Source organism: Lentibacillus sp. Marseille-P4043, from assembly GCF_900258515.1.
Lineage (GTDB): Bacteria > Bacillota > Bacilli > Bacillales > Amphibacillaceae > Lentibacillus_C.
Genome location: NZ_LT984884.1, coordinates 3,903,007 through 3,924,819, shown reverse-complemented (window position 1 = coordinate 3,924,819; position 21,813 = coordinate 3,903,007). Strand labels below are relative to the sequence as shown.

General features: G+C 39.6%; 17 protein-coding genes, 16 tRNA genes and 1 pseudogene. 30 read left to right on the top strand and 4 right to left on the bottom strand.

The window, feature by feature from the left end:
• Positions 1–77: 77 nt before the first annotated feature.
• From C8270_RS19535 to C8270_RS19425, 25 genes are all read left to right on the top strand, one after another.
• Positions 78–154: transfer RNA gene (locus C8270_RS19535), tRNA-Met, on the top strand.
• 4 nt (positions 155–158) lie between these two features.
• Positions 159–235, top strand: a tRNA-Asp gene (locus C8270_RS19530).
• Positions 236–241: 6 nt separating this feature from the next.
• Positions 242–314, top strand: a tRNA-Thr gene (locus C8270_RS19525).
• Positions 315–360: 46 nt separating this feature from the next.
• Positions 361–436, top strand: a tRNA-Lys gene (locus C8270_RS19520).
• Positions 437–440: 4 nt separating this feature from the next.
• Positions 441–525: transfer RNA gene (locus C8270_RS19515), tRNA-Leu, on the top strand.
• Positions 526–547: 22 nt separating this feature from the next.
• Positions 548–619: transfer RNA gene (locus C8270_RS19510), tRNA-Gly, on the top strand.
• A gap of 11 nt (positions 620–630) precedes the next feature.
• Positions 631–719 (top strand) — tRNA-Leu (locus C8270_RS19505).
• 3 nt (positions 720–722) lie between these two features.
• Positions 723–796 (top strand) — tRNA-Arg (locus C8270_RS19500).
• A 10-nt stretch (positions 797–806) separates the two neighbouring features.
• Positions 807–883: transfer RNA gene (locus C8270_RS19495), tRNA-Pro, on the top strand.
• Between the two features lie 6 nt (positions 884–889).
• Positions 890–962, top strand: a tRNA-Ala gene (locus C8270_RS19490).
• Positions 963–1,063: 101 nt separating this feature from the next.
• Positions 1,064–1,137: transfer RNA gene (locus C8270_RS19485), tRNA-Ile, on the top strand.
• A 21-nt stretch (positions 1,138–1,158) separates the two neighbouring features.
• Positions 1,159–1,251: transfer RNA gene (locus tag C8270_RS19480), tRNA-Ser, on the top strand.
• 23 nt (positions 1,252–1,274) lie between these two features.
• Positions 1,275–1,350 (top strand) — tRNA-Phe (locus C8270_RS19475).
• A 15-nt stretch (positions 1,351–1,365) separates the two neighbouring features.
• A tRNA-Tyr gene (locus C8270_RS19470) sits at positions 1,366–1,448 on the top strand.
• A gap of 191 nt (positions 1,449–1,639) precedes the next feature.
• Positions 1,640–1,713: transfer RNA gene (locus C8270_RS19465), tRNA-Gly, on the top strand.
• Between the two features lie 11 nt (positions 1,714–1,724).
• Positions 1,725–1,798, top strand: a tRNA-Ile gene (locus C8270_RS19460).
• Positions 1,799–2,220: 422 nt separating this feature from the next.
• Positions 2,221–2,382, top strand: coding sequence for a hypothetical protein (locus tag C8270_RS20340; protein WP_199794705.1), 162 nt, complete (start codon positions 2,221–2,223; stop codon positions 2,380–2,382).
• Positions 2,375–2,509 carry a type II toxin-antitoxin system PemK/MazF family toxin gene (locus C8270_RS20550; protein WP_234028609.1) on the top strand — a complete coding sequence of 45 codons (135 nt, stop codon included), beginning with the start codon at positions 2,375–2,377 and terminating at the stop codon, positions 2,507–2,509. Before C8270_RS20340 ends, C8270_RS20550 begins: the two co-directional genes overlap by 8 nt.
• A gap of 73 nt (positions 2,510–2,582) precedes the next feature.
• A complete protein-coding gene (istA, locus tag C8270_RS19455; RefSeq protein WP_442785818.1) occupies positions 2,583–4,112 on the top strand; it encodes an IS21 family transposase in 1,530 nt (509 codons plus the stop codon).
• A 1-nt stretch (position 4,113) separates the two neighbouring features.
• Positions 4,114–4,860 carry an IS21-like element helper ATPase IstB gene (gene istB, locus C8270_RS19450; protein WP_106494727.1) on the top strand — a complete coding sequence of 249 codons (747 nt, stop codon included), beginning with the start codon at positions 4,114–4,116 and terminating at the stop codon, positions 4,858–4,860.
• A gap of 46 nt (positions 4,861–4,906) precedes the next feature.
• Positions 4,907–5,143, top strand: a complete 237-nt coding sequence (locus C8270_RS19445) for a type II toxin-antitoxin system PemK/MazF family toxin (protein WP_234028608.1) — start codon at positions 4,907–4,909, stop codon at positions 5,141–5,143.
• A gap of 442 nt (positions 5,144–5,585) precedes the next feature.
• Complete coding sequence (locus C8270_RS19440; protein ID WP_106498406.1) at positions 5,586–8,777, top strand: DEAD/DEAH box helicase; 3,192 nt, start codon at positions 5,586–5,588, stop codon at positions 8,775–8,777.
• 112 nt (positions 8,778–8,889) lie between these two features.
• The gene (gene nagA, locus C8270_RS19435; protein ID WP_106498405.1) at positions 8,890–10,032 is read left to right on the top strand and encodes an N-acetylglucosamine-6-phosphate deacetylase; all 1,143 of its coding nucleotides are present in this window, start codon (positions 8,890–8,892) and stop codon (positions 10,030–10,032) included.
• 114 nt (positions 10,033–10,146) lie between these two features.
• The gene (locus C8270_RS19430; protein WP_106498404.1) at positions 10,147–10,839 is read left to right on the top strand and encodes an aspartate/glutamate racemase family protein; all 693 of its coding nucleotides are present in this window, start codon (positions 10,147–10,149) and stop codon (positions 10,837–10,839) included.
• Positions 10,840–11,191: 352 nt separating this feature from the next.
• Positions 11,192–12,124: a glycine betaine ABC transporter substrate-binding protein gene (locus C8270_RS19425; RefSeq protein WP_106498403.1), complete on the top strand. Its 933-nt coding sequence runs from the start codon at positions 11,192–11,194 to the stop codon at positions 12,122–12,124.
• A gap of 270 nt (positions 12,125–12,394) precedes the next feature.
• On the opposite strand, the gene C8270_RS20545 is transcribed toward C8270_RS19425, so the two are convergent.
• Together C8270_RS20545 and C8270_RS20540 are read right to left on the bottom strand one after the other, a co-directional pair.
• Complete coding sequence (locus C8270_RS20545; RefSeq protein WP_234028607.1) at positions 12,395–12,595, bottom strand: hypothetical protein; 201 nt, start codon at positions 12,593–12,595, stop codon at positions 12,395–12,397.
• Between the two features lie 72 nt (positions 12,596–12,667).
• The gene (locus tag C8270_RS20540) at positions 12,668–12,955 is read right to left on the bottom strand and encodes a uracil-DNA glycosylase family protein (protein ID WP_234028606.1); all 288 of its coding nucleotides are present in this window, start codon (positions 12,953–12,955) and stop codon (positions 12,668–12,670) included.
• Positions 12,956–13,317: 362 nt separating this feature from the next.
• Between C8270_RS20540 and yfkAB the strand changes: the two are divergent.
• Positions 13,318–14,384, top strand: a pseudogene (gene yfkAB, locus C8270_RS19415) (radical SAM/CxCxxxxC motif protein YfkAB).
• Between the two features lie 536 nt (positions 14,385–14,920).
• Here yfkAB and C8270_RS19410 read toward each other — a convergent pair.
• The gene (locus tag C8270_RS19410) at positions 14,921–15,682 is read right to left on the bottom strand and encodes an SDR family oxidoreductase (protein ID WP_106498402.1); all 762 of its coding nucleotides are present in this window, start codon (positions 15,680–15,682) and stop codon (positions 14,921–14,923) included.
• A gap of 154 nt (positions 15,683–15,836) precedes the next feature.
• Here C8270_RS19410 and C8270_RS19405 point away from each other — a divergent pair, with 154 nt between their 5' ends.
• Both C8270_RS19405 and C8270_RS19400 read left to right on the top strand, forming a co-directional pair.
• The gene (locus tag C8270_RS19405; protein WP_106498401.1) at positions 15,837–16,415 is read left to right on the top strand and encodes a TetR/AcrR family transcriptional regulator; all 579 of its coding nucleotides are present in this window, start codon (positions 15,837–15,839) and stop codon (positions 16,413–16,415) included.
• Between the two features lie 418 nt (positions 16,416–16,833).
• Positions 16,834–17,904 carry a D-cysteine desulfhydrase family protein gene (locus tag C8270_RS19400; protein WP_325034794.1) on the top strand — a complete coding sequence of 357 codons (1,071 nt, stop codon included), beginning with the start codon at positions 16,834–16,836 and terminating at the stop codon, positions 17,902–17,904.
• 119 nt (positions 17,905–18,023) lie between these two features.
• Here C8270_RS19400 and C8270_RS19395 read toward each other — a convergent pair whose 3' ends face one another.
• Positions 18,024–19,472: a DHA2 family efflux MFS transporter permease subunit gene (locus C8270_RS19395; RefSeq protein WP_234028605.1), complete on the bottom strand. Its 1,449-nt coding sequence runs from the start codon at positions 19,470–19,472 to the stop codon at positions 18,024–18,026.
• 194 nt (positions 19,473–19,666) lie between these two features.
• Between C8270_RS19395 and C8270_RS19390 the strand changes: the two genes are divergently transcribed.
• The gene (locus tag C8270_RS19390) at positions 19,667–20,254 is read left to right on the top strand and encodes a TetR/AcrR family transcriptional regulator (protein ID WP_106498398.1); all 588 of its coding nucleotides are present in this window, start codon (positions 19,667–19,669) and stop codon (positions 20,252–20,254) included.
• A gap of 295 nt (positions 20,255–20,549) precedes the next feature.
• Positions 20,550–21,812, top strand: a complete 1,263-nt coding sequence (locus tag C8270_RS19385; protein WP_106498397.1) for a metallophosphoesterase family protein — start codon at positions 20,550–20,552, stop codon at positions 21,810–21,812.
• Position 21,813: the final 1 nt, after the last annotated feature.

Here is a 21,813-nt window from a genome sequence, read left to right as displayed (position 1 = left end):
AACAGCTTGCAACACGACGAGCATTCACGGTGGAAGTTATTTAAAGAGCAGGGGAAATTTTAATATTTTAATTATATCGCGGGGTGGAGCAGTCTGGTAGCTCGTTGGGCTCATAACCCAGAGGTCGTAGGTTCAAATCCTGCCCCCGCAACCAAAATGGTCTGGTAGTTCAGCTGGTTAGAATGCCTGCCTGTCACGCAGGAGGTCGCGGGTTCGAGTCCCGTCCAGACCGCCATTATATGCCGGCCTAGCTCAATTGGTAGAGCAACTGACTTGTAATCAGTAGGTTGGGGGTTCAAGTCCTCTGGCCGGCATACTTAGATAAACATACTGCTTGAATAAAGTAACGGAAATTTTTATGAGCCATTAGCTCAGTCGGTAGAGCATCTGACTTTTAATCAGAGGGTCGAAGGTTCGAATCCTTCATGGCTCACCATTATGCGGGTGTGGCGGAATTGGCAGACGCGCTAGACTTAGGATCTAGTGTCTTTCGACGTGGGGGTTCGACTCCCTTCACCCGCACCATTTATGGAATATAAATGTATATGCGGAAGTAGTTCAGTGGTAGAACACCACCTTGCCAAGGTGGGGGTCGCGGGTTCGAATCCCGTCTTCCGCTTTAATTGCCATGCCGGGGTGGCGGAATTGGCAGACGCACAGGACTTAAAATCCTGCGGTAGGTTTCTACCGTGCCGGTTCGAGTCCGGCCCTCGGCACCATATGCGCCCGTAGCTCAATTGGATAGAGCGCTTGACTACGGATCAAGAGGTTAGGGGTTCGACTCCTCTCGGGCGCGCTATTATTTACGGGAAGTAGCTCAGCTTGGTAGAGCACATGGTTTGGGACCATGGGGTCGCAGGTTCGAATCCTGTCTTCCCGACCATTATACGGGGCCTTAGCTCAGCTGGGAGAGCGCCTGCCTTGCACGCAGGAGGTCAGCGGTTCGATCCCGCTAGGCTCCATTTTAAATTATTGGTAGTTCAGCTATTGGAGCATACGGTTCATACCCTTGAGGTCTTTGATCCGTTTTTCACTGATCTATCATATTGAAGTATTATAAATCGGACCCTTAGCTCAGCTGGTTAGAGCTATCGGCTCATAACCGATCGGTCGCAGGTTCGAGTCCTGCAGGGTCCATCTATAGGGTCATTATAACGTGGAGGTATACCCAAGTCTGGCTGAAGGGATCGGTCTTGAAAACCGACAGGCGGGTCAAACCGCGCGGGGGTTCGAATCCCTCTACCTCCTCCATACATAACATTAGAAACTAAAATGGCTTGGTAGCTCAGTCGGTAGAGCAACGGACTGAAAATCCGTGTGTCGGCGGTTCGATTCCGTCCCGAGCCACCATTCTTGAAATATAGTGGAGGGATAGCGAAGTTGGCCAAACGCGGCGGACTGTAAATCCGCTCCCATTGGGTTCGTAGGTTCGAGTCCTACTCCCTCCATCAGATTAATTAGATCACTCACGTGAAAAATTAATTACGGGTGTAGTTTAGTGGTAAAACCTCAGCCACGAGCGTTACTTCTACTGAATAAGCTACGAGTTGCCTCGAAGCATATACATCCCTGAGTACGCTAGTAGATGTAGAGGCATGCCTTTCGTGAGAGTCATTATTTTAAATACAATTTATTATATGCGGGTGTAGTTTAGTGGTAAAACCTCAGCCTTCCAAGCTGATGTCGAGGGTTCAATTCCCTTCACCCGCTCCATTACCATATATGGGCCTGTAGCTCAGCTGGTTAGAGCGCACGCCTGATAAGCGTGAGGTCGGTGGTTCGAGTCCACTCAGGCCCATACTGTCCGTTATTTCTTTATATATTTAGTATGTTAATAGAATATTATCATTAGGCCTTTGGATTAGTCGAGGTCCTACCAAAAGGATTACAATAGCTGATATTGTAATCCTTTTGTTTATTTGTTTTTCTGGCAAAAATAAGGCTTGGGGGATGGGGTTTATTAATCGTTCCTCTCCAGTGTGTTGGCTTCGACCCCGACCACCGGTATCAACGCTAAGCACAAGTAATCGAATATATATGTCAAAAGTTAATGTGGAAATACTATTTCAGAAAGTCGCGGCACATTTTAATAAAGTTAGATTCAGTTAGACAGCTTGGTGCATTATGTAGCTGTCTTTTTGTTTAGTGATTGTTTTATTAATAATTTGTTCTATTGTATAATTGATTTAATAAAATCATTAATAAATGAGGTGGTTATGAATGACTGCTGATGAGATAATAAAAGCAATCGAAGAAATGGATAACGGAGAACGGATAAAATTGCTCAATAAGTTATTTGATAATTATTTTGACAGCAGGCCGCCAAAAGAGCAAATTATAAAAGAAAAAGATGAAATGTTTTGGGGTAAGGAAGATGAATAAAACAGGTAAGCGTGGAGAGGTATGGACTGTTGAAATAAATGGGAAAAGAAGACCAGTTGTTATTGTAAGCAATGATAATGTAGTTGTTGTATATGGTAACTTAAAATTGAACCACAATGACAATTGAAAATTGAGCCACCTTATTAGAAAATACCCTAGTATTACAATTTAATATTGGGGGAGTTTCGGGAGTGGTGACATTGAACATGAAACAAGAAATTATTAAAAGATATCTAAATGGAGAGAGCCAAAGAAGCATTTCAAAAGCAACTAAAGTCGCAAGGAATACGATAAAGAAATACATTGCGAAGTTTGAAGAAAGCAAACAGCAGGATATTCGACAGTTGCCGATTCCTGAAGACATTATGAGCGCACCAACGTATAAACCAAGAATCAGTAAAAAACGCGTCCTTACAGAGGAAATACAAGCGAAGTTACAACAATTCATTGCTGAAAATGAATGGAAAAAACAACATTACATGGCTAAACAACAAATGAAAATGATTGATATGTATGAAGCATTACGAGACGAAGGGTATAACATCGGCTATACAACGGTTAGAAATTATGTGAATGAAGAAACGGAGAAGAAGAGAGAAGTGTTTATTCGCAAGTATTGTGAACCAGGTGCAGAGGTTGAATTTGATTGGGGAGAAGTGAAATTAGAGATAGATGGAAAGATAGGAAGTTATTCGCTAGCTGTTTTTACGTTGCCATATAGTAATTATCGGTTTGCGAGATTATATGAATCGGAAACTCAAATATGTGTATTGGACGTACATGCGAAACTGATCGAACACTTGGATTTTATACCAGCAGTCTTTACTTACGACAACATGCGAACAGTGGTGAAATCATTTATTGGTAACGCAAAAACGATCACGGACCCAATGATCCAGATCTCGAACTATTATCAATTTCGTATCCGATTATGTGAAGCGAGAAAAGGAAATGAAAAAGGGCATGTAGAACGAAGTGTCGAGTTTATACGGCGGAAGGCATTTTCATCCATATACAAGTTCGAAAACATAACAGAAGCTAATCAACATTTAATTACTGTATTACAAACATTGAACCAGCGACTGCATCATGAATATAAGGAAAAGCATATCGACCTGTTGAAAAAAGAGAAAAAGACAGTGAAAAAGAATACAATTCACCCATTTGACGCAGCAGAATTGGTTGAATGCCGAGTAGATAAATACAGTACCATTGTGATTAAACAAAATCACTATTCTGTCCCTGAGGGACATGTGGGGAAATATATCCGTGCCAAGGTAGGGGCAGAGCATATTCGAATATTTATTGATGGTGAATTTGTGGCGGCCCATCCTCGAAATTGGGGGATTCATCAGTGGGAAATGGATATCTATCACTATTTGAAAACATTTGAAAAGAAAAAAGGTGCCCTGAATCAAAGTCAATGTATGAAGCAGGCACCAACCCATATTAAAAATATCTATCAACAGTATTATATCGGAAAAGAGAAAGATTTTCTAGAGCTACTCCATTTTATAAAGGAAAAAGATAATCTTGAGGAAGTATTAAAGGCCATTGAGCAATTGAAACAAGTCCGATTCGATTATATTTCAACAGAGCGAATTCAGTTTATATGTGAGCAATCAGACGGATCTCCAATGATCGAAGAAAATGATGATATAGCAAAACAAGCTGAATCGAATCTACGAGCTTATCAGGATCTTTTTTATACAACAGAAGGAGTAGTGTGAAATGGAACAACAAACAAAGCTAATTGAGTTATGTAAGGATTTAAGACTACCAAGCATTCGAAAAATGGTTCAGGATTCTAGCAATTTTAAACATCCAGAACGGGCATATGATGTATTACTTCAAGTATTAACACAGGAAAAAGCAGATCGATTAATTCGCGCAAAGCAAAACCGAATTAGGGCTGCGAATTTTCCACAAAAGAAATTGTTAGATGAATTAGTAGAAGAAGCATTACCAAAGCCAGCGCAACAAAAACTACCAGACCTAAAAACCCTATCCTTTATTAAAGAGGGCCGGAATGTCATTTTGACAGGCCCTCCTGGAACCGGTAAAACGCATCTAGCTATTGGGTTAGGAATGGAAGCATGTTTAGCCGGATATCGTGTTTTCTTTGCGACAGTGCCTTCTTTTATTAATCAATTGAAGGAACATCGCTCGGAACGCACATTACGATCATTTGAATTAAAATTTGAAAAGTATGATCTCGTAATATTGGATGAATTAGGATATATCTCATTTGATAAAGAAGGAGCTGAATTACTGTTTTCCCATCTATCCTTAAGGGCAGATCGAAAGTCAACGATCATCACCAGTAATTTGTCATTTTTAAAGTGGCAAGAGATCTTCCACGATGCCGTATTAACAGCAGCATTAACGGATCGTTTAACTCATAAGTCACACGTTTTAAATATGAATGGTACTTCTTATCGAATGAGAGAAACAGAAGATTGGATTAAAAATAACTAAAAAGTAAGTGGCTCAAAATTAAATTGCGATGTGGCTCAATTTTCACTTGCGAAATACAGTTGTTGAATTAGATCACTTAATCGCAACAGTTACAAGTCAACATGCAAGAAATGAATTTGATGTTGCAGTAGAATACTGGGAAGAAGCGGGCTTAGACAAACCGTCCGTTGTCAGATGCTCCAAACTAAATACTGTGCATTTTAAAGAGTTGCTATTTAAAATAGGAAAGCTACATGAACATGATTTGAAGAGAGTTTTGACAACAATACGAAACTACTTTTAAATATTGTATGTATGATGTAGAGAACGGCCCACCGGTATTTTAGGTAAAAACGAGTTTATTTTAAAACACTCGCAAATGTTGATACACATCAATATTTGTGAGTGTTATTGGTTTTTAGGACGCAGGGGCAAATGAGGAGTTGGATTTGTTTGACAAAGGGTTCCCACCTTGCTTTAACAACTTCCATGTTAACCAATATTATGCAATGGATCGCGTTTTCCTTTTCCGCTATCCGCAAATAATCAAATAGTTTCCTTCACTCATCGAAATTACCATTTACCCAAATTACTTCATATATTTACCCACCAACTTTTGCATCCCTATAAATTTCCCGCCCTACCATCGATCCCACCAAGATCCGTTTATATGGCAAGAAAATATTCTTCATGATAAATTTATAGAAGAAGATTAACGACCGGTTATACAGAAAGGAGGCTACCCCATGGAAATCAAACTTAATCAAAAAATCATCAAAGATCGGTGTGGGGCTGCCTCCTTTAAACGAGGGGAAGCCTTTTATCGTAATGGAAAAGTAACAGTAGAAGAAGTAACTCCCAATTCCTTACATGCTGCAGTCAAAGGAGCGGAGGATTTTCATGTACACCTCGAGAAACATTCTAAAGGATTCAAGGCGCATTGCAGCTGTCCGTCGCTTTCGTCTGTTCAAAAGGACTGCCAACATGTTGCTGCAGTATTGATTGCGTGGCAACATTACCAGCCAGAGAAGAACCCGGATGAGTGGGCCTTTGACCAAACGGAGGGAGAGCTGTCGGAAGGGTTGTTGCGATTATTTGAGTCGGGATCAACTCCTAGAAGTGGCCAGCAAATCCATTTTGAAAATCGAGAAGTCTTGGATACGACGTTTTTCTGTAAGGGTGTTACTGCCAGAGGGAATGAGCGGTTCGGTATCGAAATTTCCATCGCATCAAACAGAATAGCGGATATCCGTGAATTTTTGGAGAGCGTTAAGGAAGGCAGAATTCATGCCCTATCAGATGAATTCCGATACGATCCAACCAAGTATTGTTTTGACAGTGTGACGGATGACATTGTGCAGCAGCTCATTCTTGTGATGGAAGATGAAAAAATGTATCGTCGAGCAATACCCGGGAAGTCTCATTGGGACAAAGGGATGTTGCTTGTTCCAGCATCCTTCTGGAAGAGAGTCGAACCTTTATTGGCACGTGCACCAAAAGTGATCTTACAATACGCTGGGAAAAGCTATCATCATTTTCATGTATCCGATGAACCGTTACCTTTAACATTTGAATTTACTGGTACAGAGGAAAGCGGATATCAACTGATTATTAACGGGTTAAGCGAAATGATGATTTTAAAAGAATATGACACGGTTCTATCGGCTGGGAAGGTTGTTGTCGTAAAAAGCGAGGAAGCCCAGCGTCTCTATGAATTAAAGCGGATGCTGGAGCGTTCCCAATCGAATGAAATTACCATACCGGCTCATCAATTGAAATATTTTATGGAACAGCTATTGCCACATTTACGAAAAATAGGGGAGGTCCATTTATCTGGAGAGATTACCGACCAGCTGCATAAAACACCCCTTCAGGCGAAGCTTTTTGTAGATCGCGTGAACAATCGACTGCTCGCTGGACTGGAATTCCATTATGAAGGAGTGGTCATCAATCCGCTTGATTATCGGCAACCGAAAGTAGGTTCAATGATTATTCGGGATATGGAGAAGGAAGAAACGATTCTTCAGTTGATGGAAGAGAGCGAGTTTACCCAAACAGAGAGTGGCTATTACCTGCAAAATGAGGAATTAGAATATAATTTTTTGTACCATGAATTGCCGAAATTGCAGAAATTGGTTCAAGTGTATGCGACAACTGCTGTACGCCTGCGAATTTTACCAAAAACAACAATCCCGAAAATCAAGGTGAGGCATTATAAGGAGCGGACAAATTGGCTTGAGTTTACGTTTACGATGGATGGTATTCCAGAGACGGAGATCAAAGAACTGCTAGCAGCATTAGAAGAGAAGCGGAAGTATTACCGGCTGCAGGATGGTGCGTTGCTATCCTTGGAGACGAGGGAAATGGAAGAGATCAGGCGTTTCTTGCATGCTGCTCCTGTTCAAGATGAGGAGTGGGAAACGCGTTTTAAAGTCCCTGTTGTCGAAGGGCTAAGGCTCATCAATTATTTTGAGGATCGTGATGCCGTTTCAATGGAGGCATCATTCCGTGCGTTTTTAGAGAAGCTTCAACATCCAGAACGCTTACAGTTTGAAATTCCAGCACAGATAGAAGGAGTGTTGCGAAACTATCAAAAAGAGGGATATAACTGGATGAAAACCCTTGCTAGTTATGGGTTTGGAGGCATTTTAGCGGACGATATGGGACTTGGAAAAACCATTCAAAGCATTGCATTTATTTTATCCGAACTTCCTATTATTCGTGAAAAAGGACAGCCGGCATTGATTGTGTGTCCTTCATCTGTTACGTATAACTGGCAAAGTGAAATCATGAAATTCGCACCAGAGATTCAAGCAATGATCTTAGATGGAAACAAGTCAGAGCGGATGCAGTTGCAAAAGGATAAAGCAGATATGGACGTCATCATCACGAGCTATCCATTACTACGCAGTGATTTGCGCTGGTATGAGAAACAGGAATTTCATGTCGTATTTTTCGATGAAGCACAGATGTTTAAAAATGCCCTCACCCAAACTGCCCGAGCGGTGAAACAATTGCAGGCAACCCACCGTTTTGCTTTAACAGGTACACCAATGGAAAATGCGCTAGAGGAGCTCTGGTCAATCTTTCATGTCGTGTTTCCTGAATTATTCTTAGGGTTAAGAGAGTACAGTGAGTTAACGAATAAACAGATCGCCCGGAGGATTCATCCATTTATGCTGCGCAGGGTCAAGAAGGATGTGCTTGGTGAATTACCAGAGAAAAGGGAAGTAATCGAAGCGACTGAATTACTGCCAGAGCAGAAGACACTCTATGCCAGTTATTTGGCCAAGTTGCGCCATAAAACCCTCAAGCATTTGGACCAGGAAACAATACGAGAAAATCGCATTAAAATTCTAGCCGGAATAACTCGGCTGCGTCAAATATGTTGTCATCCAGGATTATTTGTCGATGGATATGAAGGGTCTTCGGCAAAATTTGAACAGCTGATGCGGATTATCGAAGAAGCGAGGCAAACTGGACGACGCGTGTTGATTTTTTCCCAATTTACCAAGATGCTGCAGCTTATTGGGCAGAAAATCGCTTTTCAAGGAATCCCATATTATTACTTGGATGGACAGACGCCGGCAGCGGAAAGAGTGGCATTATGTAACAGTTATAATGCCGGTCAACGGGATATCTTTCTAATTTCCTTAAAAGCGGGTGGGACTGGGCTTAATTTAACTGGGGCAGACACCGTTATTTTTTATGATAGCTGGTGGAATCCTGCCGTCGAAGAGCAAGCAGCTGACCGCGCCCATCGTATCGGTCAAAAGCAAGCGGTTCAGGTTATCAAGTTGGTAGCCAAAGGGACAATTGAGGAAAAGATGAATGAATTACAAGAAAGGAAGCGGCATTTGATCGAGCAAGTCATCGATCCAAAAGACGAACGACTCAACCGGTTAACGGAAGAGGATATACGGGATTTGTTGGGGTGAGGGGCAGAACTAGGAGGCAGTCCCTTTTTAGAAAAAGAGTCAGTCTCTTCCTACACTAAATGCCCCCATAATTGATGGGCTAATTGTTTAAAATAGAGAGGAGAAAAGATTAATGAAAAAGGTCATTCTTAATGCCAAGGTCATCACAAAGAATGAAATCATATCAGGTGCTGTGTGGATAGAAGATGGACAAATTCAAAAGATTGATAGTCACATGAATTCAGAGATTCCAGAAGATTATCAAGTAATAGATGCGCAAGGGCAAACGTTAATACCAGGAATGATTGATGTTCATATTCATGGTGCGCATGGTGCTGATATGATGGACGGTACTGTAGAAAGTATTCTTGAGGTCTCTAAAACCTGCGCAAAGACAGGTTGCACATCTTTTCTTGTTACATCTGTAACCTCGTCAACAGAAGATTTAATGGATATGATTCAGAACGTTAAAAAAGCGATTGGTAGTGAGTCAGGTGCCAAAATTGAAGGTATTCATCTAGAAGGCCCGTACCTAAACGTGAAACGAAAAGGGATGCAAAATGAGTTGTATCTGCGGCATCCAAATATAGAAGAAATGGAAGAGGTTCTAAAAGAGACAGGTTCACTCGTCAAGATGGTTACAATCGCGCCTGAGCTGCCAGGTGGAATGGAGATGGTCGAGTTTTTAAAAGAAAGGGGAATCATCGTTTCTATTGCCCATTCTGATGCTACATATGAAGAAGCAAAGGAAGCTTTTTCTAAAGGAGCGAGCCATGTCACCCATTGTTTTAATGGGATGCGACCAATTCATCATCGGGATCCTGGAATTGTAGTTGCTGCATTTGAAGAATCTCATGTGAGCCTCCAAGCCATTGTCGATCATATTCACTTACACCCTGCCATCGTTCGGCTCATGCATCGAATTAAGGGTGCGGAGGGAGTTGTTTTGATTACCGATGCATTACAAGCCATGTACATGGGAGATGGTGATTATGAATTTGGCGGACACCAAGTGACAGTTCGTAATGGAGAGGCCCGTTTGGCAGATGGTACACTAGCATCAAGTACAGTTACGATGAATGAGGCCTTACGAAAAGCGGTTGATAGCGGAATACCATTAGCAGAAGCAGTATATATGGCATCTACAGCGCCTGCGAATATTCTTGGGCTTCAAAGGAAAGGTAGAATATCACCTCAAGCAGATGCCGATCTAGTATTGATAGATTCTGAATGTAATGTACTGTGGACGATGATAGAGGGTCAAATCATACATTGAAATGGACAATGATACCAGGGCCTTGTACAGACTTATGAAGAAGAGCTTGCGATAGGCTCTTTTTCATAAGTAAATTAGGAACTGTATTCTACTATTGAGGTAGGGGGAGGAATCGTGAAAATCATCGGCTTAATAGGCGGAATGAGCTGGGAATCATCGGAAAAATATTATCGAATCATTAATGAAGAAGTAAAATATAGATTAGGCGGTTTGCATTCCGCAGCGTGCATTTTATATAGTGTCGACTTTGCGGAAATTGAACGATATCAATCAACGGGTGATTGGGAAAGTGCTGGAAAAATAGTGGGCGATGCTGCCGAGGCATTGGAAAGAGCTGGAGCAAGCATTATCGTAATAGGTACAAATACGATGCACAAAGTTGTTGGGCATGTAGAAAATAGGGTTGATTTACCCGTTATTCATATTGCTGATGCAGTAGCAAAACAAATTAAAAAGTCAAAAATTAGTACGGTAGGTTTCCTTGGAACTAAATATACGATGGAACAGGACTTTTATAGATCACGGTTGAAGTCCAATGGTACAAGGGTTATCGTACCCAAAAGCATTGATCGTGAAGCTATAAACAAAGTGATTTTTGATGAACTATGTTTAGGGAAAACTTTGCAAACATCAAGGAATTATTTTAAAAAGGTAATCAAAAGCTTAATAGATGACGGAGCTGAAGGTATCATTTTAGGTTGTACGGAGATTGGATTATTGGTAAAACCGGGGGATTCAGAGGTTCCGGTATTTGATACAACTATAATCCATGCGATTGAAGCGGTTAGTTTGGCGTTAGAAAGATAATTATGTTGATGGCTATAGTGTCAGTTCCAATCCATAACAAAACCAGGATTTAATCCATTACGGCCCATTTTGATTGAACGTTAATCAACAATAGACCAAGCTAAAAAATTTATGCAAGCTGAACTAAAAATATCCCGTATCATGATAAAAGTGATACGGGATATTTTTAAAACCTACATAATAGAGATAAAAGGGAACATTTTTAAAGAAGAGACTTTTATATGGTGCTTGGGACTCTTATCCACTATATATCAAAGTAAATTGGCTTTTATGAAGTTTGTAAATAGAACAAAAGCACAGTAACATTATCCTTGTTTGTATTTAGTAGAAAGAGGAGTGAAATGTTAACATTATGTTGAAGAAATTTCATTTAATTGGTTCAGTTGTTGTCGTAATGTTCTTTATTATCTTATCTGCTTGTGGAAGCGGTGCAGACAATAGTTCCACAAGCAGTGCGGATAGTAAAACAGATACTGAACTTGGCAAAAAAGAACTAACTATGCCCTATGTTTCCTGGGCTTCAGCGGTTGCCGGGGTTAATGTCGTGAAAGCTGTTCTTGAAGACGTAGGGTATAACATTGAATTAAAACAGGTATCACCTGGGGTTGTGTTCGCCAGTCTTGCTGATCAATCAGCGGATATTTCAGTTGGTACTGTCACGCTTCCAAACACACATGCTGACTATTGGAAAAAATATAAAGATCAAATTGTAGATCTCAGTACATCAATTAAAAATGAAGTTACAATCGGTTTGGCGGTTCCTTCTTATGTAAATATCGATTCAATTGAAGATCTAAAAAAGAATACGAATGATATTGGTGACAAACTTGATTGGACAATCACTGGAATTGATCCTGGGGCAGGACAAATGAAAATTACAAAGAATAACGTGATGCCCAACTATGGATTAAACAAGTGGAATCTGCAAGCCAGTTCCGGCCCGGCAATGACTGCTGCGCTAAAAAAAGCAATCGATTCTCATGATCCTATTGTTGTAACGCTTTGGGAACCGCATTGGGCCTTCTTGGAATGGGATTTAAAATATTTAAAAGACCCCAATAATCTATTCGGTGAACCGGACAGTTTACATGCTGTGGCTCGTCAAGGCTTGAAAAAGGATGCACCCGCAGCAAATAAGATTTTGAAACAGTTTCATTGGACAGCTAAAGATATGGGTGAAGTCATGGTTATGATTCAAGATGGGATGGATCCTTATGAAGCAGGGAAAAAGTGGGTCAAAAATCATCCGGATAAAGTAAGTAAATGGACGAAAGGTGTAAAATAAGCCGAGTGTTCACCGTTTGTGTAGTACACTAAAATGGCTATTACAAAGAAGGGTGACTGTACTCATTCCGATTTCCTTTTAAGGCCGCTTAAAAGGAAAAAATGTAATCCTTCCATATATTTATATAATAAAAAAATAGTTCTTTTAAATAAAGTTAGAGTTCTCATAAATGTGTATACACCAACGTTTGTGGGAACTTTTTTGAATTCCGAGAAAAAGATTGAAAAAGAGGCAGTTTCCTACTATACCAAGTAATAATTTTTTCAACGCTCATCTCTTAAAATACTGTTCAGCAACATATTGCCAGTCCTCGATAAACAGAGACCACAAATTAGGTCGCCTTCTAACTGCTAAAGGATGATATGCCACTGTTGTTTTGATACCTCTTACATCGTACATTTTGCCTCGTAATGATTTTACATCCGTTTCTTCATCTTGAAAAAGGATTGGACGGCTACATTTCCAAGACAAAGGATAAATGTAGGTTTTTTATTTTGTAGTTGTTGATTCAAGTGCATCATGCAGGTTTCTCTAGTCATTTCTTTATCGTATGCGCGGGTTGGTTTTCGTTTTAAAATATAGATCGTTAGCATTTAATCCAACGGTTGTCGTGGCTTTTTGTAATGTCTGTCTTGTACCGCAAACGAATGGATCACTATTACGATTTTCACGTGCACCTGGGTTGTCTAGGATGACCATAATCGGAGCGGTTGGATTCCCTTCTCCCCAAATCATACGTGACCCATGTTCGATTAGACCGCACTCACCGCAATTTTTAACTGTACTAGGAGTTGGTTCTTCCGGCCATATACTTGGACAAAAATCGGACATTAATCCTGTCATCTCCCTTAAAAAATAGTTGTCTTATTGTTTCACAAATCCGATTTTTTATAGCTAATAGAAAATGAAAGCAGTGCAAAAGCGTATGAGAGTTGGCGGGAAAATGATTTGTTAAACGGACTTGCCATTCGGATTAAGTTTAATTATGTACAAACAGACTCTTTAAAAGCTGTCTTTAATTGTTTGTAGGTTTCCGATTTTTATATGCTAAAATAAATATGGATTCATTTTTATGGCAGGCACCCCGTAAAATGGTAAATAGAATTACTTATATGGAAAGGAAGTTTTCTTAATTGACTACAAGAACAAACATAGGAACCATCTCGCCAACCAATGATCCGTGGGAAGCATATATGGATGTTGAGGAACATGGGGAAATGACGTTATCAAATGTTGAATTTACGACTACGACAATGTGCAATATGCGCTGTGCACATTGTGCTGTCGGTTATACCCTTCAACCAGTGGATCCCGATTCATTGCCAATGGATCTTATATTGGAAAGACTGGATGAAATACCGCATCTCCGCACCATAAGCATTACTGGTGGGGAGCCAATGATGAATAAAAAGTCCATTCGCAATCATGTGCTTCCACTATTGAAATATGCACACAGCCGTGGTGTAAAAACACAGATGAATTCAAATTTAACATTGCCTTATGATAGATATGAATCTATTATTCCATTTTTAGATGTATTACATATTTCCCATAATTGGGGAACCGTTGAAGAATTTACGGAAATCGGTTTTGCTAATATGGAGCGGAAGCCTTCTGAAGATAATCGTAAAAAGTTTTTTGACCGTATGATAGAAAATTCACAGCGGCTTGCCAAGGAGGGTGTAATGGTTTCAGCGGAAACGATGCTGAACAAACGTACTTTTCCATATTTGGAGAGCATATTCATGATCAGGTACGCGAAATGGGCTGTGCACGGCATGAGATTCATCCTATGTACCCAGTAGATTTTGCGAGCGAATTAGAAACGCTGGAATTGGATGATATTCGTATTGCGATTAACAGGCTGCTTGATCATCAACACGAAGATTTGTGGATGATGTTTGGAACGTTGCCTTTTTATCCGTGCAGTTCTTCACAGGAAGATTTAGATTTATTAAAAAGGCTATATAGTAAGGACAATGTGAGTGTGCGGAATGACCCAGATGGCCGTTCCCGATTGAATGTTAATATCTTTACAGGTGACATTATCGTAACCGATTTTGGAGACGAATCAACACTTGGAAATATACAGGATACGTCACTTCCTGATGCATATTCAAAATGGATAGATACACCAACAGCCAAAAGCCTGAATTGTCATTGTCCGGCAGTTAAGTGTCTCGGACCGAACCTGCTTGTAAAGAACACCTATTATTCGGATGTTGATTTCAAAAAAAGGAAAGCACGAATCAATATTTAATTTTATGATGGAAGGTAAGTCTTCTATCTTTATATAATAAAAATATGGTTCAATTAAGTAAAGTAGAGTTCTCACAAATGTAATGCCAACGTTTGTGGGAATTTTTACGGCTTTTGAGAAAAAATGTGAGGAACTATTTCATTCTAACGTGGCAGTTGTGTTTAAGTAAGAAGTTTTGTTTTTATGCTGAAATCTTAAATTTAAAAGAGGGGATGTATTTTTGAACTTTTGGGTTTGGGTTGCGATATTTATTGCCTTGTTTGGTGGGGTTTTAGATTCCAATTTTAAAAAGAAGAAAAAGAAAAATAGCATTAAGGAAAATGACGATAAATAATTAAAAGTAATGAAGGTTATAGTTATTACTATCTTCATTGAGACGGAGTGAAAATTATATATTACGATAAAAAACGCTCAAATTTCTGAGCGTTTCTGCTTGTTATTTACATTGTTGTTAGCATTTTCTCTGCCAAAACTGAACCCGTTACCCAAAAAGCATAACGCCGTTTGGGACAGCCTTTTTTGTTAAAAAACATTATTTAAAACGCGGCAGTCCATCCGCCATCAGCAGTAACAACAGTACCGTTTACAAAGCTTGAATCGTCTGAAGCTAGGAATAACGCTACTCGTGCGATCTCCTCGGGTTGCCCGACTCTTGGCATCACACTCTGTACTGCTTTAGTGCGCTCCATACCAAATTCACTAACATTTTTCATGGAAGATGCGATATTTGTTGCGACACCACCTGGCGCAATGGCATTACAACGGATACCTTTCTGTGCATACATATAACCGGTATTTTTCGTGAGGCCGATGACCGCATGTTTGGATGCTCCGTATATTGCCCCCGCATGAGCTCCATTCAATCCGCCAGTCGAGGCAGTATTAATGATTACGCCATTTTCTTTTTCTAAGAAAATAGGCATTGCTTTGCGCATTGCTCTCATAACGCCTTTTGTATTAACATCAAAAAGTAAGTCCCAGCGCTCGTCAAGAATATCTCCGACAGGTTCAAATCCATCCATAATTCCAGCATTATTAACCAGAATATCTAACGTTCCATATTCATTTACTGCTGTATCAATCATGTTATCAATGTCCGCTTGTTTTGCAACATTTACTTGAACAGCTTTTGCCAACCCATTATTTTCCGTGATTTCTTTAACTACTGCTTCGGCACCTTCTAGGTTAAGGTCAGCAACAATCACTTTTGCACCTTCCTTAGCATACAATTTTGCGATTTCATTGCCCATACCTGAAGCAGAACCAGTAACAATAGCCACTTTGTCTTTTAGTTTCATTATCTTCCCCTCCAAATTAATCAATAAAAATATTGAACACCTGTACATTAACTATTATAATGGACAAGAAAATTAAGCACAAACAACGGAAAACACACTTCATGTTGAGTAATCGACACTTAGTTAAAACAGTGTTCAATAAGGGGTGAAAAATGTGAAAAAAGATTTACGAATTATTAAAACACAAGAAAGTTTACGCCATGCATTATTAACCTTGCTAAAATCGAAACCTTTGGAATCAATTACAATTGCTGAGCTGTGTCGCATGGCAAAAATTAACCGTGGAACGTTCTATTTGCACTATAAAGATGTTCATGAGGTTTTAAAACATTACTTAGAAGTTATTGTGGAAGATTTAAGACGATCATATGAGGAGCCTTATTATAAAACGAACTTCATTGTTCAGAATATCGAAGCGGACATGATTAAGATATTTCATCATGTGAAAAACTATCAAGATTTTTATCAAATTATCTTTGATGAACGGATTCCGATGATGTACTATTATTTACTTTTTGACACAATACGTTCGTTTATGAAGGATTCCGTGGATGAAGGATTCTTGGAAGTTGAGCGTGACATAAATTTGGACTATCTGATTAGCTATCAGACAAATGCTATCCTAGGAATTTTGATTGAATGGCATCGGCAAGGATATGAGACGTCAACCCAAGAATTGAATCATCAGCTTATAGCAATTTTATCTATCAATAGTCCATTTCGGAAGGTGTGATAAAGCGGCTACATAAATCCATTGTATGATTGTCAACTGGGGGACCATGTGATACTTCATTATTTCGAGAAAATGTTATTGTATAATTAGATAAAATGAATAATGGTGAAATCAAATTACTCAATAAGTTATTTAATCGTTATTTTGATAATAGTAGCCCCCCTAAACCCGAATGCGAGAACCATCGGCGCCAAATATAGAACATCGTCCCGAACGTGAAGAACATCGGCGCCAAATATAGAACATCGTCCCGAACGCGAGAACCATCGGCGCCAAATATAGAATATCGTCCCGAACGCGAAGAACATCAGCGCCAAATATAGAACATCGTCCCGAATGCGAGAACCAACGGAGCCAAATATAGAACATCGTCCCGAACGCGAAGAACATCAGCGCCAAATATAGAACATCGTCCCGAATGCGAGAACCAACGGAGCCAAATATAGAACATCGTCCCGAACGTGAAGAACATCGGCGCCGGAAGAAATTTTCTGGGGAAAGGAAGGTAAGTAGAATGGAGAAAATGCAAAAGTTAAACATAGCGAACCTTAGTACACCAATACAAAAGCTAGAAAAAACGAGTCATAAACTCGGAAAGAATATTTTTATAAAACGTGATGATTTTACTGGAACCGAAATTTCCGGAAATAAAGTCAGAAAGCTGGAGTATTCCATAAAAGATGCACTTGATAAGGGCTATGATACGGTCATTACAACTGGAGGAGTTCAATCAAATCATGCTAGAGCAACTGCTGCTGTTTGTGCAATGGAGAATTTAGAATGTCATTTAGTTCTAAGAGGCGAAGTAAAGGAATTTGAAGGCAATCTATTTTTGGATCACATGCTTGGCGCCGAAGTCCACATGATTGGTGATGGCCATTCACGTGAAGCCGCGATGGAAGAACTGAAAATTGAATTAGAACGTCAAGGTAAAAAGGTATATGTCATCCCGGTAGGTGCTTCTAACGCAATTGGCTCATATGGTTATATTAATTGTTATGATGAGATAAAAAAACAAGAAGAAGACATGAACATTCATTTTGATTCCATTAATATTGCAGTTGGTTCTGGCGGGACGTATGCGGGGCTTTGGTATGGGAATAAGCAAGATGATTCAAAAAAGAAAATCCTTGGCTATTCTGTTGATGATTCAAAAGAAGTATTTACAGAAAGCATTATCCATATTTTGAGAGACATTGATAAAGATATAGATAACTTTGACGATATATTTATTAATGATGAATACGTTGGAATTGGATATGCAAAGGCCACTGATGAGGAGCTGGCATTTTATATCGATTTTGCAAAGAGCGAAGGAATTGTTTTAGATCCTGCATATACAGGGAAAGCTTTCAGAGGAATGGTGGACGAAATTAAGCAAGGGAATTATGATGATCAGAAAAATGTCCTCTTTATTCATACTGGCGGACTTCAAGGATATACGAAGGAAATGCGGGACAGAATTAATGATATAATTAGTAGTGAATAAGGCGAAAAATATGCTCCCCCTTCAGGTAAGCGAATTATACTTGTTTACCTGAAGGGGGAGTTTTGTGTTTAGAAATAAATTGTTGAAAGTGGGACAACTAACCTGTCCCCATGTCCCGCTTATGCTTCTTGTTCTACTCGTTTGATAAAGAAGGATAGGATTAAACTGATAATCCCAAAGATAAAAATAGTTAAATACGCGTCGTTAATTCCTTGGATGGAGGCTTCCATGACCATATGTGCTTGTGTTTGGCCATTTGATCCACCATGTGTCGCGAGATCTTCTAGATGTGTGTTGGTTCTGGTTGTCATGATCGTCACAAGCAGTGAAGTACCGATTGCACCTGCTACTTGTCTAGCGGTGTTCGAGATAGCCGTACCATGCGCATGAAGGCTGGATGGTAATTGGTTAAGCCCTGCAGTTTGGACCGGCATTAGAAATAACGCCATTCCGATGCGTCGTCCTGCATACAGCAAAATCAAAAACGTATAGCCGGTAGCGTCTGTCAAATCGGTAAAAGTATAAGTTGTAGCTAAGATGATCGCTGTTCCAATAATCGACAGCCATTTTGCGCCGTAGCGATCAAAGAGTTTTCCAACAGCTGGACTCAATAACCCCATTAAAAGTGCACCAGGTAACATCAATACTCCGGCCTCTAAAGCAGTAAATCCACGGGCATTTTGCAAGTAAAGCGGCAGCAAAATCATATCTGCATACATGACCATCGTAATCACACAATTAATGATCGTAGTCAAGGTAAACATGTTATATTTAAAGGCTTTAAGGTCGAGAAATGGCTGTTTAGAAATCAACTGTCGCCATGTAAACAACCCGATTGCAATGACGCCGACTGTGAGAGCGACGATTACCTCTATGTTGGACCAACCCTTATTGCCGGCCTCACTGAATCCGTAAAGAAGTCCACCAAATCCTATTGTAGAAAGAACTAAACTGATCATATCAATTTTGCTCTGGGATGTTTCCGAAACATTTTTTAGAAAAATAAAGGCACAGATAATAATAATAACGATAAAAGGAATCATGCCGTAAAACAAGACTTGCCAAGGAAAAGCATCCAAAATATAGCCAGTAAGTGTTGGTCCTATTGCAGGAGCAAAAATGATCGCAAGTCCAACAGTACCCATCGCAGTTCCCCGTTTATGTGGAGGGAAAAGCGACAAAACGACATTCATCAGTAATGGCATCATAATTCCAGTGGACGCTGCTTGAATTAGCCGTCCAGCGAGCAGTACCGAAAAGTTAGGTGCGATGGCCGATACTATCGTTCCAGTAAGGAAAACAAACATCGCGCTCAAGAATAACTGACGTGTCGTAAATCGTTTCATTAAAAAACCCGTAACCGGAATCAACACGCCATTTACCAGCATATATCCCGTTGTAAGCCATTGCCCTGTTGAAGCTTCAATGTTAAAGTACTCCATTAACTTCGGAAGGGCAACAGTCATCGTCGTTTGATTAAATATCGTAAAAAAAGCACCCAAAATCATAATGGTTAAGATAGGGATCTTTTTTATAGAGCTGCTTTCAGTTGCTGCACTTTCTGTCAATCCAAACATCCTTTCAAAACTAATTTACAATGTGTTGTATAATTAAAAACATAAGTTCAATTATAGGTTTAAGAAACAATGATTTCAAGATACAATAATTTATAGAGTGTCTATTAGTTTACATTTATTTAATTTGTGTAGTTTAATTTGGTTCGCAGAAGGGTCAATTAGTTATAGAAAGGCGGAATTATAGGATGAGTAAAAACAAGGACAAGCTAGATCCACGCATTATTCGAACACGTCAATTGCTTAGAAATGCCTTTATTGAGTTGCTTCAGGAAATGGATATTGAAAAAATATCTGTAAATAGCCTCACAAAACGTGCAGGCGTCAATCGTGTTACCTTCTATCTGCATTATCAAGACATAACCGATATGATGGAAAAGCTAGCAGATGATATGATTGTGGATATTTCCAATGTGCTGGATCAAGCAACGATTATCCAACAACCCACGGAAAAACTAGATTGGGAAAAAATGATGGCGGAGTTTCTTGAACATATAGCCGAAGATGCGAATTTTTATAAAACCATCCTTTCGACTAAAGGAATACCAATCTTTAGAAATCGCCTATTAATGTTGCTAGAAGATAGGATTATTTACGGGGTAGAGAGAAGGGGCAGTGATTCCCGCATTCATAAAGCCGGTATCCAGAAAGATATTCTAATTTGGTATGATTCCGCTGCTCTAATCGGCGTGATTATTGCTTGGCTTAGGAATGACATGCCATATACACCGCTGTATTTAGCTAAACAATTTTATTTGATTCATAACAGAAAATGAAAGTTTCAGTCACCATGTGGTTTTTATTCTGTTGGTCGCTCGTAGTTGGCAACATTTATAATGATAGTTTTGTCTTATTGTCTCACGAATCCAACTTTTTATTTCAAAAATCCCCAGAATAGTTCTCCGTTGACAAATTATTGCATTAATTTCAAAATAATAATAAACTTATTAATTTGATATGATGTCAAATAGTTACTTTATAGGTAATAAGAATAGATCACTTCTTGCTAGATGAAAAAGGATAATTTGTTACAATTAAACTAGAGTTAATAGATTGTTAGGGAGGAGTATTATGGCTTTTTCGTTTATACATGCAGCAGATATTCACTTGGATAGTCCGTTAAGAGGTCTAGAAAAGTATGAAGGTGCTCCAGTTGAAGAAATTCGTAATGCAACAAGGGAAGCGTTGATAAATTTAGTTAATAAAGCGATTGAGCAACAGGTTTCCTTTCTTATTATTGCGGGCGATCTTTATGATGGTGATTGGAAGGATTATAATACAGGATTATTTTTTGTCAGCCAAATGACGCGCTTACAAAAAGAGAATATAAAAGTGTATTTGATTCGAGGAAATCATGACGCGCAAAGTTTAATTACAAAAGAATTAAAGTTACCTGATAATGTCGTGGCATTTCCTGTGGATCAAGCAACAACGGAAGTGGATGAGGAATTAAAAGTAGCTATCCATGGACAAGGGTTTGCCTCAAGGTCGGTAACGGACAACCTAGCAAAAGAATATCCTGGGAAGCTTGATGGATACGTAAACATCGGTATTTTACACACGAGTGCGACTGGCCGGGAGGGACATGAGAATTATGCGCCATGTTCTGTCGAGGAACTCGTAGCCAAGGGTTATGACTATTGGGCATTAGGACATATTCACCTACGCGAGGTATTGCATGAGCAAAATCCTGCCATTTTATTTCCGGGTAACATTCAAGGAAGACATATTCGGGAGACTGGCGATAAAGGCTGTACAATTGTCCATGTGAAAGACGGACATATTGATTCTTATGAACATCAATCATTAGATGTACTAAGGTGGGAGGTTTGCGAAGTTGATGCATCCATGTCAGAAACGATCGATGACGTCATCGAGGCAGCAAGAACTCACTTAGAACAATTGCAACAACAGGCCGATGGGAGATTTTTGGCTGTGCGTTTTCATATCACAGGTTCTAGTCCTGCACACCAACAATTAATCGTTCAGAAGGACCATGTAATCAATAACCTCAGGTCGCTAGCTTTAGAAATGGGAGACATCTGGATCGAAAAAGTAAAGATAAAAACTACTCGTTTACTTAATATGGATGAACTACAAGAACAGCACACCCCTATTGCAACCATCTTAGAATTTCTAGAAAACGTAAAGTATGATGATGATGCGTTACAATTGCTACTAGAGGAATTGACTGACATTCACAATGCATTGCCATATGAATTGAAGAATGGTGAGGACGCATTGGATTTTTCAGACACGTCTACGGTCAAGGATCGGTTAAAAGAAGTAGAGGATTTAATTTTGTATCATATCCAAACGAAGGCAGGTGTGTAGG

Bases quoted from the DNA above. Each gene is read 5' to 3' on its own strand.
- C8270_RS20340 (WP_199794705.1), top strand. From the start codon at position 2,221: ATGACTGCTGATGAGATAATAAAAGCAATCGAAGAAATGGATAACGGA.
- C8270_RS20550 (WP_234028609.1), top strand. From the start codon at position 2,375: ATGAATAAAACAGGTAAGCGTGGAGAGGTATGGACTGTTGAAATAAAT.
- istB (WP_106494727.1), top strand. From the start codon at position 4,114: ATGGAACAACAAACAAAGCTAATTGAGTTATGTAAGGATTTAAGACTA.
- C8270_RS19440 (WP_106498406.1), top strand. From the start codon at position 5,586: ATGGAAATCAAACTTAATCAAAAAATCATCAAAGATCGGTGTGGGGCT.
- nagA (WP_106498405.1), top strand. From the start codon at position 8,890: ATGAAAAAGGTCATTCTTAATGCCAAGGTCATCACAAAGAATGAAATC.
- C8270_RS19425 (WP_106498403.1), top strand. From the start codon at position 11,192: ATGTTGAAGAAATTTCATTTAATTGGTTCAGTTGTTGTCGTAATGTTC.
- C8270_RS20540 (WP_234028606.1), bottom strand. From the start codon at position 12,955: ATGTCCGATTTTTGTCCAAGTATATGGCCGGAAGAACCAACTCCTAGT.
- C8270_RS19410 (WP_106498402.1), bottom strand. From the start codon at position 15,682: ATGAAACTAAAAGACAAAGTGGCTATTGTTACTGGTTCTGCTTCAGGT.
- C8270_RS19400 (WP_325034794.1), top strand. From the start codon at position 16,834: ATGCGAGAACCAACGGAGCCAAATATAGAACATCGTCCCGAACGTGAA.
- C8270_RS19390 (WP_106498398.1), top strand. From the start codon at position 19,667: ATGAGTAAAAACAAGGACAAGCTAGATCCACGCATTATTCGAACACGT.
- C8270_RS19385 (WP_106498397.1), top strand. From the start codon at position 20,550: ATGGCTTTTTCGTTTATACATGCAGCAGATATTCACTTGGATAGTCCG.